The following is a 12,956-nucleotide window of genomic DNA, read 5'->3' on the forward strand; positions in this document are numbered from 1 at the left end:
ATCATATCGAAACGTACTGGGCTTGAGGTGTCCACATGCTCCGCCGCAGCGTCCTTTCCCTAGCCGCCGCAGGCCTCGCCGCGCCCGGCATCGCGCGAGCGCAGGCGGGTTGGCCGGAAGGTCCCGTGAGGATCATCGTGCCGTTCCCACCGGGCGGCATGACGGACATCGTCGCCCGCCTGTTCCAGCCCAAGCTGCAGGAGGCGCTCGGCAAGCCGGTGGTGGTCGAGAACCGCGGCGGCGCCTCGGGCTCGGTCGGCGCCGCCGAAGCCGCGCGGGCGGCGCCGGACGGCAACACCTGGCTGCTGGCCTTCGACACCGAAGCCACCAACCAGACCACCATGCGCCTGCCCTACCGCCTCATGCAGGCCTTCGCGCCGGTGAGCCTGGTGGCCACCGGGCCGCTGGTGCTGGTGGCGAACAAGGACGCGCCCTGGAAAACCTTCGGGGAGGTCGTCGCGGCCGCGAAGCGGGCCCCGGACACCATCAGCTACGGCACAACCGGTGTCGGGGCGCTGTCCCACGTTTCCATGGCGCTGCTGCAGCAGACGGGCGGCTTCAAGCTGACGCACGTGCCCTACCGCGGCGGCGGCCCGCTCGCACAGGCCGTCGTCGCCGGCGAAGTACCATTGGGCATAGGTTCGCTCCCGTCCCTGGCCCAGCAGATCAAGGCCGGCGCCCTGCGCCCGCTGGGCGTGACCACCGAAACCGAGTCCCGCCACCTGCCCGGGGTGAAGAGCTTCGCCCAGCAGGGCTTCCCCGGCTTCGAGGCGCCGACCTGGCTGGCGTTCCTCGGCCGCGCCGGTGCGCCGGAGCCGGCGCTGCGGCGCATGGGCGAGGCCATGTCGCAGGCCCTGTCCGCGCCCGAGGTGCGCGCCCGCATCGAGGAGCAGGGCGTGGACGTGCTGGCCGGCGGTGTCGAGCGCTGCCGCCGCTTCCTCAACAGCGAGGTCCAGCGCTGGGGCCGGGTGATCCGCGACAACAACATCACCTTGGACGGCTGACTCGGCCGCCAGGCCGGCGCTCCCGCCAGGGTCGGTCCGCCCCCCCCGCCGAAGATGGTCACCGCGCCACCCGGCGCCGGAGCGCCGGCCCGGGTCGGTGCATCCCGCCTCCCGTTCGCGCTCCCGGCGTCAGATGTCCGGGTCCACCGGAGTCAGAAACAAAGGAACGCCAACCGTGCCCCGCCCCGTCGCCGCGCCGCTGCCGGTCGCCGCCGCCTTGGCCGCCGTCGCCTTCTTCGCCTTTTCCACGGCCGCCTCCGCCGCGTTCGACGCGGCGTCCGATCCGGCGCCGTGGCGCTCGGTCGGGCGAGTCCACACGCGCACCACCCTGCCGGACGACGCCGCCCCCGCGGCCGTTGGCGGCCGCGCTTCGCCGGTGGTGTTCCTGCTTCCCGACGAGGTGTGGGACGCGCGCCGCGCTTGGCCTTACCTCGACCGGCTCTCCTCGCTCGGCGTGGCGGTGGTGGAGCTGTGGCCGGACCAGGACCAGCGCTTGACCCTCGCCGACGCGCGGGCGGCTATCGCGGCGGCCACGGACGAGTTCGGCATCGACCCGTCGCGCGTCGCGCTCCTCGGCTTCGGCACCGGGGGCCGGATGGCGCTCGCGCTCGCGGCGCGGGACCGGCCCGCGGTGGCGCTCTACCCCGCATGCGAAGGGGCGCCGGCGCTGGACCGCGACGCGCGCGCGATGGTCCTCCACCCCGACGAGGCGCGGGAGGCGCGGGCCTGCGCCGCCCTGACCGCCGGGCGCCCGGGGGCGCGTGCGGACCGCGCTTCGACAGGGGCCGGCCACGCTTGGGACGTGGTGGTCGAACAGGTGGACGGCCGCCTCCTGCTGCCGCACCCCGACGACCCGAACGCCTTGTCACGCCGGTTGCCGGCCTACCCGGACAATTGGGCGACCTTCCGGGCGGCGCAGGCGGTTTCCCGCTTCCTCCTCGCCGACCCGCCCGCGGCGCACCTGCCCGCCGCCGCCTCCGGCGTTCAGGCGGCGCCGTGACGGGCCTTGCCGGCCGGCGTGCCGTCGGCGCGCCGCCCGGGAGGGGTCAACGGCCGCCGGGCGTCGGCGCCTTGTGGATGGGATCGACCCAGGCGACGTTCTCGGGCCGCTCCACCGGCTCGATGTCGAGGTTGACCACCACCGCCTCGTTGTCGGAGCGCACCAAGAGGCATTCCAGGGTCTCGTCCGTGGACGCGTTGATCTCTTGGTGCGGCACGTAGGGCGGCACGTAGATGAAATCGCCCGGCCCGGCCTCGGCCACGTATTCCAGCTTCTCGCCCCAGCGCATCCGGGCGCGTCCCTTCAGCACGTAGATCACGCTCTCGAGCGCCCCGTGGTGGTGCGCGCCGGTTTTGGCATTGGCGTGGATGTGGACGGTGCCGGCCCAGATCTTCTGGGCGCCGACACGGGCGGCGTTGATCGCCGCGGCGCGGTTCATGCCCGGCGTCTGCGGCGTGTTGGTGTCCAGGCTGTTCCCCGGGATCACGCGCACCCCGCTGTGCTTCCAGCCGTCGGCGGGGGCCGTGTCGGGGTCGTGGTGTCCGTCATGCGGCATGGCGGCGCGCCTCCGTTCGCGTCGGGGGCAGCATAGCGGCGCCGGCGGGCGCCGTCGCGCGCAGCACCCACAGGCCGGCCGCCAAGCCCACCGCGAGGTTCGTCAGCAGGATGCCGAGCAGCGTGCCGGCCTCGCCGGCCAAGCGGCCGCCAAGCCAAGCCAAGGGCACCCCGACGGCGAGGGTGCGCGCCAGGGACAAGGCCAGCGCGGGGAGGGGCCGCTCCAGGCCGTTGAAGGCCGCGTTCGCCACCGCGATGGCGCCCACCGCGCCGAAGCCCCAGGGCATGAGCGAGAGGTACAGCGCGGTGGACGCGACCACCGCCGGGTCGTCGGTGAACAGCCGCGCGACCTGCGGCCCGAACAACCAGAGCAGCAGGCCGGTCGCGGCGCCGGCCGCGGCGCAGAACAGCAGGGAGGCGCGCATGCCAGCCTGCACCCGCTCCATCCGGCCCGCGCCCGCGTTCTGCGCGGCGAAGGGGTTGGCCACCGCAGAGAGCGCGAAGAAGGCCACCATCGCCAGTGCCTCCACCCGGGAGCCGATGCTGAACCCCGCCACCGCCACCGCGCCGTGCGCGGCGAGCATGGCGGTGAAGAGCGTGGTCCCGACGGGGATGATGGCGTTGGTCGCCGCCGCCGGCAGCCCCACCCGGAGCACCCGGCGCGCCGAGGCGGCGAAGCCGCCGCAGGGGGCCGTGGCCAACCGGTCCAGCAGCCCGAGCGACCGGAGGCGGCGCAGCGCCAGCGCGAGCATGGCGCTCCAGGACACGGCCGCCGCCACAGCGAGGCCGGGGACGCCGAGACCCGGCACCATGGCCGGCACCCCGAAGGCGAGCGGCCAGTCCAGCAGGAAGGCGAAGGCACCGGCGCCGGCCAACGCCGCCCCTTGGAAACGGGTGTCGCCCGCGGCGCGCGTCAGGCTGAGCGCCACGATGCCGGTGACCAGCGGCACCGCCCCAGGGAACCACGCGCGCAGGTAGGCTTGGGCGAGGGCGTGGACCTCCCCCTCCGCGCCGAGGGCGCGGAGCAGCGCGGGGGCCAGGAGCCACCCGGGCACCGCCACCGCCGCGGCCGTCCCCGCGGCCAGCCACAGGGCGTGCGCCGAAAGCCGTTCCACGCTCCGGTCGCCGGCGCCGAGGCCGCGCGCCACCACGGCGGAGGCCCCGGCGCCCAGGCCGATGCCGAAGCTCGTCGCCGTCATCGCGATCGGGGCCGCGAAGCCCAAGGCGGCGAGCGCCTCGCGCCCCAGCAGTCCGACGAGCCAGGTTTCGGCGAGCTGCACGGCAAACATCGCCGCCAGCGCCAGGGCGAGCGGCAGGGTGGTGTTGAACAACAAAGGGCCGACCGGCCCCTCGGTCAGCGCCGCGCGGCGGCGAGGGGCCGGCACCGGCGCCGGCGTGTGGCCGGGACCGTAGGGGAGGGAGTCCATGCCGCGGTTTCCCCACCGCCCATGCCGCGGTCAAGCGCTGGGCCGTCCGGCCGCCACCGTATCCCGGAATACTTTCCTTTTCAGGCAAATCGTGGCGAACGCCGAAGAACGGGGTAAGCTGGGCCAGGGTCTCGCAGGGCGGACGCCCCCGCGAGGAGCCCGCCCCCGATGCAACACGGCGGCGCTCTCCGCGCAGGGAGATCGGCGTCCATAGCGAGACCAGTACCCTGTCGCAGCACCGAGCGCACTTGGCGGAACCGAGCGGCACGCTGACCGGAGGCGGCGAGGCCGGCGACCTCGTGCGCGCCCATGACTGGGGCTCGACTCCCCTGGGCCCGCTGCACCGGTGGCCGCTGCCGCTGCGCACGCTGGTCGGCGTCATGCTGCGTTCCCGCCAGCCGATGGCGCTGGCCTGGGGGCCGGAGCGCACGCTGCTCTACAACGACGGCTACGTCCCGGTGCTCGGCCAGCGCCACCCGCGCGCGCTCGGCCGCCCGTTCCTCGACGTTTGGAACGAATTGTCGGACGACGTGGGCCCCGTCGTGGACCAAGCCTTCTCGGGCGAAGCGGTCTGGCACGAGGACCTGCCGCTCACCCTCCACCGCAAAGGCTACCCCGAAACCGCGTACTTCACCCTGTCCTACACGCCGGTCCACGACGAGCACGGGGCCGTGGCCGGCATCTTCTGCGCCTGCACGGAGACAACCGGGCGGGTGCTGTTCGCGCGGCGCCAAGCCTTCCGCGTCGAATTGGAAAGCCGGTTGCGCGGGCTGGCCAACCCCGGCGCCCTCGCCGCCACCGCTACGCGGATGCTCGGGCCGTGGCTGCGGGCGGCGCGCGTGTTCTACGTCGAAGTGGACGCCGACGACGCCCACGGCGCCATCACCCAGAACTGGAACGAGCCGCGCGTGGCGGACGTGATGGGCCGGCGGTTCCGCCTCGACGACTACGGACCGGCGCTGGTGCGGGACGTGCTTGGCGGGCGGGTGGCCGCTATCGACGACCTTTCCGCCGACCCGCGCACCCGCGGCGAGCCGGCCCGCACCTTCGCCGCCTGCGGGGCCGCGGCGTTGATCGCCGTGCCCGTGGCGCAGGGGGGGCGGACATCGGCCGTCCTGGTCGTCCACCACGACGCGCCGCGCCACTGGTCGCCCGAGGAGGTGGACGTCGCCTGCGAGGTCGCGGGGCGGACGCGCCACGCCGCCGAGCGCAGCCGGACGGCGCGCGCCTTGCGGGCGAGCGAGGCGCGGTTCCGCGCCTTGGTGGACGCCTCGGCGCAGATCGTTTGGACCACCGACGCGAACGGCAGGGCGGTGGAGGACTCGCCCTCCTGGCGGGCGTTCACCGGCCAGACCCAGGAGGAATGGCTGGGCCGGCGGTGGACCGACGCCATCCACCCGGAGGACGCGGGGCGCGTGGCCCGGGGTTGGGCGGACGCGGTGGCGTCCAGCGCGCCCTATGCAGCGGAGTACCGCCTCCGCCACGCCGCGAGCGGCACCTGGCGGATGACCAGCGCGCGGGCGGTGCCGCTGCGCAACGCCGACGGCACGGTGCGCGAGTGGGTGGGCATGAACGCCGACATCACCGAGTTGCACCGCGCCGGGGAGGAGCTGCGCCGCCTCAACGCCACCCTGGAGCAGCGGGTCGAGGAGCGGACGCTGGAGCGCGACCGCTTGTGGCGGACCAGCCAGGATGCCTTCCTCGTCATCTCGCCGGACGGCGTCTGCCTGAGCGTCAGCCCCGCATACGAACGCCTGCTCGGGTGGGCCGAGCAGGACTCCTTGCTGAAGCCGTTCACGAACTGCACGCACCGCGACGACGCGGAGCGCACGGCCGCCGAGTTCCGCAGCGTCGCCGCCGGCAAGCCGTCCCGGGGCTTCGAGATCCGGATGCGGCACAAGGACGGGGGCTGGCGCTGGATCGCCTGGACGGCCGCGCTCGACGACGGGCGCATCTACGCCGTGGCGCGCGACGTCACCGCCGAGAAGGCGCGCGCGGAGGAGGTCGCGGCCGTGAACCGCCAGCTCGTGGCGCAGATCGAGGAGCGCGAGCGGGTGGAGGAGACGCTCCGCCGCATGCAGCGCCTGGAGGCGGTGGGCCAGCTCACCTCCGGCGTCGCGCACGACTTCAACAACCTGCTCACCGTGGTGCTGGGCAACACCGCCTTCCTCAAGCGCGGCATCCTCGCCGCGGGCCTCGACGGCAAGCTGCTGGAGCGCCTGGACCACGTTCGCACCGCGGCCGAGCGCGGCGCCACGCTCACAGCGCAGCTCCTCGCCTTCTCGCGCCGGCAGCGCCTGGAAGCCCGGCCGGTGGACCTGAACGCCACGGTGGCCAACATGCACGATCTGCTGCGGACGTCGGTGGGGAGCCGCGTCCGGGTCGGCACCGACCTCGATCCGTCGCTGCGGCGAGCGTTGGTGGACCCGACGCAGATCGAGCTGGTGCTGCTCAACCTCGCGATCAACGCCCGCGACGCGATGGAGGGCGGGGGCTCGCTTTCCATCGAGACCGCGAACGTGCGCCTGGGCGAGCCGCGGCGGCCCGAAGAGCCGCCCGCCGGCGAGTACGTCATGGTGGCGGTGGCGGACACCGGCTTCGGCATGCCGCCCGAGGTCGCGGCCAAGGCGTTCGAGCCCTTTTTCACCACCAAGCCGGTCGGCAAGGGGTCGGGGCTGGGGTTGGCGCAGGTCTACGGCTTCGCCAAGCAGTCGGGCGGCGGTGTTTCCATGGAGTCGGCGCCCGGCCGCGGCACGACGGTGAAGGTCTACCTGCCGAGCGCACCGGCTTCGGCGGCGGACGGCGACGCGGCGGCCGCCGGCCCGGGCGGGGAAGCACGGCCGGGCGGCGCGGGCCGGGCGGCGCGGCCCGCCCACATCCTCCTAGTGGACGACGACAACGCCGTCCGCGAGGTCACGGCGTCGGCGCTGCGCGACCTCGGCCACACGGTGGTGGAAGCGAACGGCGGACCGCCGGCGCTCGACGTCCTCAACCGGCCGAGCCAGCGCGTGGACCTGTTGGTGGTGGACTTCGCCATGCCGGGCATGAACGGTGTGGAGGTGGCGCGCGGGGCGCGGACCGCCCGGCCGGGCCTGCCTGTGCTGTTCATCACCGGCTACGCCGACCTGTCGGCCCTGGCCGGCACGGGCGAGGACCGCATCGTGCAAAAGCCCTTCCGCGAAAGCGAGCTGGAACGGAAGGTCGCCCGGTGCCTAGCCGAAGCGCGCGAGGCCCTGGAGCCGCCGATCGAGAATGACTTGGCCGTGTCCACCTGAGGCGGCCGCCACTGGCGCGGACGGCGCCGCCCGGCGGCGGACCGGCCGCGCCGTCACCCGTGGCAGGCGCAACCCGCGTGGCCGCAGCCGGAGCCGTCCTTGTGGTGGTCGGCGCAGCTCTCGCTGCAGAACAGCCGCCCCTCGCGCTTCACGCCGCCGTCCGTCTTCACGACGCAAACGCAGTCGCTGCACGCGCACTTCACCATGTCCACCGTCGCCGACATCGCACGCTCCCGTCGCTGGAAACCCCAATGGCCATCCAGATAGCAAGCGGGGGCCGTGTTATGTAATCACCGCAGTGCCGCCGGCGCGGCGGCGGCCGTTATCGCGAGAGGATGCGCGCCGCCGCGTCGGCCAGCACCTCGCAGCCGAGCGCCAGGTGCTCGCGCTTGGTGTCCTCTGCCCAGTGGTGGCTGATGCCGCCGATGGAGGGCACGAACAGCATCGCCGCCGGCATGACCCGACCGATCCACTGCGCGTCGTGCCCGGCGCCGGAGGGCATACGCCGCCATTGGCCGGGCGCCCGCGCCTCCGCCGCCGCGGCCAGCGCGTCCATGAAGCCCGGGTCGCAGAGCGCGGGCGTGGCGCGGGACATCTGGTCGAGGGTGGCGGTGCAGCGCTCGCGCCGGTTGCTTTCCCGCACCAGGGCGCGGAGCGTGGTTTCCAGCCGCTCCAAAACCGGCACCTCCACGTCCCGGAACTGGAACAGGACGTCCGCGCGGCCCGGGATGATGGAGGGCGCGCCGGGCTCCAGCGCGATCCGGCCCGTGGTCCAGGTGGTGCGCTCGGCGCAGACGCGCGGGAACTCCCGGTCTATGGCGGCGAGCAGGCGCACGGCGGCGAGGCCGGCGTCGCGCCGCTCGGCCATGGTGGTGCCGCCGGCGTGGTCCTGCGCCCCTTCGACCGTGATCCGCCATTGCCAGATGGCGACGATGCCGGTGACGACGCCGACCCGCTCCCCGGCGCCCTCCAACTGCGTGCCCTGCTCGATGTGCATCTCCAGGAAGCCGCGATAACGGTCGCGGTCGAGCGTCATGCGCGGCAGGCCGGCGAGGCCCGCGGCGGCCAGGGCGTCGCGCAGCGGGGTGCCGTCCGTGCGGTTGCGGCTGCGGTCGATCTCCTCGTCCGACAAGGCGCCGATGATGGAGCGGCTGCCGAGGAAGCCGCCCTCGAAATGGCCCTCCTCGTCGGCGAAGGCGGCCACGTCCACGGGGAGGCCCGCGCGCGCCAGCGCGAGCCCGGCCACCACGCCGAGCGCGCCGTCCAGCCAACCGGCGTGGCTCTGCGTTTCGATGTGGCTGCCCACCAGCAGGTGCGGCCCCGGCCCCCGGTGGCGGCCGAGCACGTTGCCGATGCCGTCAATGGACGGCTCCAGCCCGCACTCCTCCATGCGCGCCATCAGCCAGCGGCGGCTCTCCATGTCCTGCGGCGAGTAGGTCGGCCGGTGGACGCCGGTCTTGTAGCGGCCGATCTCGCGCAGGTCGTCGAGGTCGCGGAGGAAGCGTTCGGTGTCTACGGCGGCGGCCATGGCGGCGGGCTCTCCTGGCGGGCGGGGAAGGGGTGGCGCCAAGGATGCCGTTCGCCGGGGCTGGCCTCCAGCCCCCGGCCGTGTTGGGCTCCGCCCAGCCTGGGAAAGGCCCGGAACCATGGGCAGCACCTTCGAGTACCCCGCCATGGAGCGGGCCCACATGGGCACGGCGTTCGACGAAGCCGTCGCGGAAGAGGCGGGGCGGGCCGGTGCCGCGCGCGTGTTCCTCATGCTGGGCGGCACCATTTCGCGCGAGACCGACTGGGCGGAGCGGTTGGAGCGGCGCCTGTCCCGGGCCGGCGCCGCGCTCGCCGGCCGGTGGGACCGCGTAGCTTCGCACACGCCGCGGAGCGACGTGATCGCAGCGACGCGGGCGGCGCGCGATGCGCGGGCCGACTTGGTGGTGACTCTGGGCGGCGGCTCGGTGACGGACGCCGGCAAGATGGTTCGGATGTGCCTCGCCAACGGCGTGTATGAGGAAGCGCGGCTCGATCCGCTCATGAGCGTGTTCGAGGGCGGGCGCCGCTTCATCCCGGACAAGAAGCCGCCCGCACCGCCGCAGGTCTGCGTGCCGACCACGCTTTCGGCCGGCGACTTCTCGGCCACCGCGGGCTGCACCGACACGGCGCGCGGCATGAAGCAGAGCTTCGCGCACCCGCGCATGATGGCGACGGCCGTGGTGCTCGACCCCGCCGTGACGCTGCGGACGCCCGAATGGCTGTTCCTCTCCACCGGCATCCGCGCCGTGGACCACGCGGTGGAGGACATCTGCTCCACCAACGGCAACGCCTTCGCCGAGGGCGCCTCCATGCAGGCGCTGCGCCTGCTGACGCGGGGCTTGCGCCGCGCCAGGGCCGGGCCGGGCGACGAGGCGGCGCGGCTGGACTGCCTGCTCGGCGCCTGGATGTCGATGGTAGGCTCGCAATCGGGCGTGCAGAAGGGCGGCAGCCACGGCATCGGCCACGCGCTCGGCGGCACCGCCGGCGTGCCGCACGGCTACACCTCCTGCACCATGCTGCCGCCGGTGCTGCGCTTCAACCTGCCGGCCAACGCCGACCAGCAGGCGCTGGTGAGCGAGGCCATGGGAGCGCCCGGCAAGCCGGCGTCGGAACTGGTGGCGGAGCTGGTCGCGGAACTCGGCCTGCCAGGACGGCTGCGCGACTGCGGCGTGAGGGAAGGGCAGCTCGACGCGGTGGCCGAGGCGGCGATGCACGACCGTTGGATACCGACCAACCCGCGCCCGCTCGACCTCGCCGCCGTGCGGGCGCTGTTGCAGGAAGCCTATTGAGGCTCAGTCTTCGAGGATCGCCACGGCGCGGGTCCAGCCGGCCGAGCCGCGGTGCACCTTCACCGGGAAGCACACCACCTGGAAGCCGTCGTGCGGCAGGGCCTCCAGGTTGTGCAGCTTCTCGAGGTGCGAGTAGCCGATCTCGCGGCCCGCGCGGTGGCCTTCCCAAATGAGGTCCGGCGAGCCGCCCTCGGCTATGCGCTTCTTCGTCGCGCTGAACGGCGCGTCCCAGGACCAGGCGTCGGTGCCGACCAGCCGCACGCCGCGCTCCAGCAGCCACAGCGTCGCGGCCTTGCCAATGCCGCAGCCGCTGTCCACGTAGTCGTCCTCGCCGTAGCGGCTCCCGGCGCGGGTGTTCACCAACACGATCTCCAGCGGCTTCAGCTCGTGGCCGATGCGGCGCAACTCGGCCTCGACCTCGTCCGGCTGCACGACATGGCCGTCCGGCAGGTGGCGGAAGTCGAGCTTCACGCCGGGCTGGTGGCACCATTCCAGCGGCACCTCGTCGATGCGCCAGGACGGCTCGCCGCCCGGCACCAGCCGCTCGTTCATGCGCGAGAAGTAGTGGTAGGGCGCGTCGAGGTGGGTCCCGTTATGGGTGGAGATGCGGACGCGCTCCACAGCCGCGTACTCGCCCTCCGGCAGCGCGCCGATCGGCACGCCCATGTAGTCCGCCATGCGCGGCGCGGTCTGGTGGTGGTCCAGGTATTCGATCTCCGGCAGCATGTCCGGCGGGTCGCTGCGTATGCCGGCTTTCAGCGGCGCGGAGATGTCGATGAAGCGGCGGGGCATGGCGGCCGGTCCCTCCTAATCCGCTCGGAGCACGCGCACGGGGCTGCCCTCCAGGTAGCCCTCCACCGCCTCCACCGCGCCCTGGAAGTAGACGCGGTAGTTCTCTTCCGTGACGTAGCCGAGGTGCGGGGTCAGCACCGTATTCGGCGCCGAGAGGATGGGGTGGTCCGGCGGCAGCGGCTCCTGGTCGTACACGTCCAGGCCGGCGCCGGCGATGCGGCCCTCGCGCAGCGCGGCGATGAGCGCATCCTGGTCCACCAGCGGCCCGCGGCTGGTGTTCACGATGAACGCCCCGCGCTTCATCCGTGCGATGTCGTCGGCGCCGACGATCCCGCGCGAGCGCTCCGACAGGACGACGTGCAAGGTCAGCACGTCCGCCTCGGCCATCAGCGCGGCCTTGCCCACCCGCGTCGCGCCCGCCGCGGCGGCGCGCTCGTCCGTCAGGTTGGGGCTCCAGGCGACCACGCGCATCCCGAAGGCCGCGCCGACCCGCGCCACCCGCGCGCCGAGGTTGCCCAGGCCGAGCACGCCGAGCGTCTTGCCCTCCAGTCCGTTGCCCAGCGCCACCTGCCAACGCCCCTCCCGCAGGGCGCGCTCCTGCTCCGGGATGCGGCGCGCCAAGGACAGGATGAGGCCCCAGGTCAGGTCCACGGTGGGGTTGCCGAAGCCGGGCGTGCCGCAGACGGTGACGCCCTTCTCCGCGCAGGCCGCCAAGTCCACCGACCGGTTCCGCATCCCGGTGGTGACCAGCAGCCGGAGGTTGGGCAGCCGTTCGACCAGGGCGCGCGCGAACGGCGTGCGCTCGCGCATGATCACCAGCGCGTCGAACGGGCGGAGGCGTTCCGCCAACGCGTCCGGATCGGCCAGGGTGTCGCGGAAGACTTCGATCGCGAGGTCCGCGGGCAGGCGATCCCAAGGCCCGAGGGCGCGCGCGACGCCCTGGTAGTCGTCCAGGATGGCGAGGCGGGTCAGGTCCGGCATGGCGGCGGCGCCTCCGTCAGAGCATCAGGAACCGCTGCGCGGCGTCGCGCAGCGCGGCGGGGAGGGGGACGGCGCGGTCCTGACGCGCGCGCTCCACGTAGACGTGGACGAAGTGGCCCTCCGCCGCGGCCCGGTCCTCTTCGTTGCGGAAGATGCCGATCTCGTAGCGGATGGAGGAGGTGCCGAGCCGGCCGCAGCGCAGGCCGCAGGTCACCTCGTCCGGGAAGGCGATCGGCGCAGCGTAGCGGCAGGCGGTTTCCACCACCAGCCCGACCACCGTGCTGGACGAGAGGTCCAGCACCCCGTTCGCCAGGAGGAAGCGAGCGACCGCCGTGTCGAAGAAGCTGTAGTAGGCGACGTTGTTGACGTGGCCGTACACGTCGTTGTCCATCCAGCGCGTCGGCAGGGACAGGTACAAGCGGTAATCGGCGCGGATGCCGGGCCGGGGCTTCGGGCCGCTCATCGGGCGCGGCCGCCGCCCGCCGCCCGTGGCGCCATCGGTGTTTCCGCGTACCCCAAAACCCTTCCTCCGCCGGCGGCGCCCACTATGCGGGCGGACGCGCCGGCCGCCAAACGGCGGGCCTGCGCAGCCGACTACGGGAACCGTTCCGCATGCGGTGCTGCACTTCGGGCTTATCCCCGCGCCCCGGCCCGGCTATAGACCTCCTGGTCGCGGACGGTTTCCTGGGCCCTCCGCATTCCACCTTACGGTTGCTCCGCAGAGAACGACTTGAACACGCAGACGCGCCCCGAGACCTTCCGCCTCCGCGCCGGCAACTTCAACCTGCTGGTCCTGCGACTGCTCGACCACCGGCCCGACGCGGTGCTGCCGAGCCTCGGCGACCAATTCCGCCGGGCGCCCGGCTTCCTGCGCTTCGCGCCCATCGCCATAGGCCTGGGCGACCTCGAGGCGCGGCCGGACGAGGTGGACTTCAAGTCGCTGGTCTCCGGGCTGCGGTCGCTCGAGATCGTCCCGATCGGCACCACCGGCGGCAGCCCGCAGATGCGCCAGGCGGCGCAGGCGGCCGGCTTGCCGCCGCTCCGGCCGGTCGGTGGGCCGAAGGAGGCCGAGGAAGACCTGCCGCCGCTGCCCGCCGTTCCGGCCG

At 73.8% G+C, this 12,956-nt stretch carries 11 protein-coding genes and 1 pseudogene; 5 read left to right on the forward strand and 7 right to left on the reverse strand.

Annotated features, from left to right (window positions below; translation table 11 throughout):
- Positions 1 to 125: 125 nt before the first annotated feature.
- Entirely contained in the window at positions 126 to 1,004 is an 879-nt protein-coding gene (locus tag ABD067_RS11300; RefSeq protein WP_343895395.1) for a tripartite tricarboxylate transporter substrate-binding protein, read from the forward strand.
- A gap of 175 nt (positions 1,005 to 1,179) precedes the next feature.
- Positions 1,180 to 2,004 (forward strand): dienelactone hydrolase family protein, encoded by an 825-nt coding sequence (locus ABD067_RS11305; RefSeq protein ID WP_343895396.1) that lies wholly within the window; start codon positions 1,180 to 1,182, stop codon positions 2,002 to 2,004.
- 46 nt (positions 2,005 to 2,050) lie between these two features.
- On the opposite strand, the gene ABD067_RS11310 is transcribed toward ABD067_RS11305, so the two are convergent.
- Positions 2,051 to 2,560: a cupin domain-containing protein gene (locus ABD067_RS11310; RefSeq protein WP_343895397.1), complete on the reverse strand. Its 510-nt coding sequence runs from the start codon at positions 2,558 to 2,560 to the stop codon at positions 2,051 to 2,053.
- Positions 2,550 to 3,986: an MATE family efflux transporter gene (locus ABD067_RS11315; RefSeq protein WP_343895398.1), complete on the reverse strand. Its 1,437-nt coding sequence runs from the start codon at positions 3,984 to 3,986 to the stop codon at positions 2,550 to 2,552. Before ABD067_RS11315 ends, ABD067_RS11310 begins: the two co-directional genes overlap by 11 nt.
- A 248-nt stretch (positions 3,987 to 4,234) precedes the next feature.
- Between ABD067_RS11315 and ABD067_RS11320 the strand changes: the two genes are divergently transcribed.
- Positions 4,235 to 7,261: a PAS domain S-box protein gene (locus ABD067_RS11320; RefSeq protein ID WP_343895399.1), complete on the forward strand. Its 3,027-nt coding sequence runs from the start codon at positions 4,235 to 4,237 to the stop codon at positions 7,259 to 7,261.
- Between the two features lie 53 nt (positions 7,262 to 7,314).
- Here ABD067_RS11320 and ABD067_RS11325 read toward each other — a convergent pair whose 3' ends face one another.
- The gene (locus tag ABD067_RS11325; protein ID WP_343895400.1) at positions 7,315 to 7,485 is read right to left on the reverse strand and encodes a metallothionein; all 171 of its coding nucleotides are present in this window, start codon (positions 7,483 to 7,485) and stop codon (positions 7,315 to 7,317) included.
- Between the two features lie 98 nt (positions 7,486 to 7,583).
- The gene (locus tag ABD067_RS11330) at positions 7,584 to 8,789 is read right to left on the reverse strand and encodes a Zn-dependent hydrolase (protein WP_343895401.1); all 1,206 of its coding nucleotides are present in this window, start codon (positions 8,787 to 8,789) and stop codon (positions 7,584 to 7,586) included.
- Positions 8,790 to 8,907: 118 nt separating this feature from the next.
- On the opposite strand from ABD067_RS11330, the gene ABD067_RS11335 reads away from it, so the two are divergent.
- Positions 8,908 to 10,077, forward strand: coding sequence for an iron-containing alcohol dehydrogenase (locus ABD067_RS11335; protein ID WP_343895402.1), 1,170 nt, complete (start codon positions 8,908 to 8,910; stop codon positions 10,075 to 10,077).
- A gap of 3 nt (positions 10,078 to 10,080) precedes the next feature.
- On the opposite strand, the gene ABD067_RS11340 is transcribed toward ABD067_RS11335, so the two are convergent.
- From ABD067_RS11340 to ABD067_RS11350, 3 genes are read right to left on the reverse strand one after another with little or no spacing between them, the layout of a single operon-like run.
- Positions 10,081 to 10,869 carry a cyclase family protein gene (locus ABD067_RS11340; protein WP_343895403.1) on the reverse strand — a complete coding sequence of 263 codons (789 nt, stop codon included), beginning with the start codon at positions 10,867 to 10,869 and terminating at the stop codon, positions 10,081 to 10,083.
- Positions 10,870 to 10,884: 15 nt separating this feature from the next.
- Positions 10,885 to 11,850, reverse strand: coding sequence for a D-2-hydroxyacid dehydrogenase family protein (locus tag ABD067_RS11345; protein ID WP_343895404.1), 966 nt, complete (start codon positions 11,848 to 11,850; stop codon positions 10,885 to 10,887).
- Positions 11,851 to 11,866: 16 nt separating this feature from the next.
- On the reverse strand, positions 11,867 to 12,313 hold the full coding sequence (locus ABD067_RS11350) for an acyl-CoA thioesterase (RefSeq protein WP_343895405.1): 447 nt from the start codon (positions 12,311 to 12,313) through the stop codon (positions 11,867 to 11,869).
- 267 nt (positions 12,314 to 12,580) lie between these two features.
- Between ABD067_RS11350 and ABD067_RS11355 the strand changes: the two are divergent.
- A pseudogene (locus ABD067_RS11355) lies at positions 12,581 to 12,956 on the forward strand (septum site-determining protein MinC); the annotation flags it as partial.

The sequence above is a fragment of the Craurococcus roseus genome (genome assembly GCF_039523795.1).
Classification (GTDB): Bacteria; Pseudomonadota; Alphaproteobacteria; order Acetobacterales; family Acetobacteraceae; genus Craurococcus; species Craurococcus roseus.

Bases quoted from the DNA above. Each gene is read 5' to 3' on its own strand.
- ABD067_RS11310 (WP_343895397.1), bottom strand. From the start codon at position 2,560: ATGCCGCATGACGGACACCACGACCCCGACACGGCCCCCGCCGACGGC.
- ABD067_RS11315 (WP_343895398.1), bottom strand. From the start codon at position 3,986: ATGGACTCCCTCCCCTACGGTCCCGGCCACACGCCGGCGCCGGTGCCG.
- ABD067_RS11325 (WP_343895400.1), bottom strand. From the start codon at position 7,485: ATGTCGGCGACGGTGGACATGGTGAAGTGCGCGTGCAGCGACTGCGTT.
- ABD067_RS11330 (WP_343895401.1), bottom strand. From the start codon at position 8,789: ATGGCCGCCGCCGTAGACACCGAACGCTTCCTCCGCGACCTCGACGAC.
- ABD067_RS11335 (WP_343895402.1), top strand. From the start codon at position 8,908: ATGGGCAGCACCTTCGAGTACCCCGCCATGGAGCGGGCCCACATGGGC.
- ABD067_RS11340 (WP_343895403.1), bottom strand. From the start codon at position 10,869: ATGCCCCGCCGCTTCATCGACATCTCCGCGCCGCTGAAAGCCGGCATA.
- ABD067_RS11345 (WP_343895404.1), bottom strand. From the start codon at position 11,850: ATGCCGGACCTGACCCGCCTCGCCATCCTGGACGACTACCAGGGCGTC.
- ABD067_RS11350 (WP_343895405.1), bottom strand. From the start codon at position 12,313: ATGAGCGGCCCGAAGCCCCGGCCCGGCATCCGCGCCGATTACCGCTTG.